General features: G+C 66.5%; 2 protein-coding genes. One reads left to right on the forward strand and one right to left on the reverse strand.

All coding sequences use genetic code 11. From position 1 onward, the window contains the following. The coding region (locus IVA82_RS37585; RefSeq protein ID WP_247389042.1) for a hypothetical protein at nucleotides 1-576 on the forward strand (576 nt) is incomplete at its 5' end. Between the two features lie 160 nt (nucleotides 577-736). Here IVA82_RS37585 and IVA82_RS37590 read toward each other — a convergent pair. Then, nucleotides 737-1087: hypothetical protein (locus tag IVA82_RS37590; protein WP_247389043.1), on the reverse strand; the 351-nt coding region annotated here is incomplete at its 5' end.

Genomic DNA, 1087 nt, shown 5'->3' on the forward strand with positions numbered 1-1087 from the left:
CTGGAAGCCGACCTCGATGCCGACGAAAAGGTCCGCAACAAGCTGGAGGCGACGGTCGCAGCATGCGCACTGACGCGCGACAACTTCGCCAAGGCGATCACAGCGCAGCAGGCGAAGATCGTCGAGGTCGAAGACAAGATCACAGCCGAGCGCGGGGCCGTCGAACGCAAGGCCGCAAGTGACAAGCTGGCCCACGACCTCGACGCGGTCGAGCGAGCACTGCCGGACTATCTGTCGGCTGCTCAGCGCATGGTCGACGCCCTGGAGAAGCTCCAGTTTCATTTCGAGAGCAACGCAATGGCCCGCTTCGTCAGCAACACGACCGCGCAGGTCGAAGTCGCTGCGGGTTTCGCGCTCGCCGAGTTGCGCTCCACCGTGAGGGCGATCCGCGATGGCACAGCGCCGATCCCGAAGCCGAAGCCTGAGCCGGAGCCCGTCGAGCTCACGGTGCCTGAACCCGCGGCCACGATCCGGCCGCCGCACGTCTCGCCGACCATGGTCAGCGATCCGCGATTTCAGGTGATTGACCGCAGCGCCGAGGCGCGCACGATCCAGATCGAAGTGCCGCGCCTGTGACCAAGAAAGCCGCACCTCCTGGCTGGGAGCCGCACCGGATCACCAACAGAGTAGATGGCTGGATCGTCGACCCTGACAACGAAGACCGCATCCCGGCCGCGGTAGCCGAGATGATCGCCCGGGCGATGCCGCAGCCGGACGACGACACCGTCGCTGCGATCTATGCGCGCATGCTTGCACGGCACAGCCGGCCGAGGAAGGCAACGCGCAACCTGCGACCTCTCTCGCCGAGGTGGAGGCCGCTGCCGGCGTCGGAGGCACGACCGACAACGGCGGCGGCCTCGATGGGGAGATCGATCAATACGACGAACTCCTCGCTTCGCTCGGTCGCACTTACGACGAGGATGTGCGGATCGCCGTCCATGAAACGGGGCACGCTGTCTGCGCGCGCCTGCTCGGGCGTGAAGTTGGCGGCATGACCGTGAACCCGAACCCGGTCCGTGGTTACGAGGGCTTGTGCTGGGGTGTCGGACATACCGAGGCGTTCGCGGAGGGTCGCGGGGATGCCTCC

The organism is Bradyrhizobium sp. 142 (genome assembly GCF_023074015.1).
In the GTDB taxonomy this organism is placed as follows: domain Bacteria; phylum Pseudomonadota; class Alphaproteobacteria; order Rhizobiales; family Xanthobacteraceae; genus Bradyrhizobium.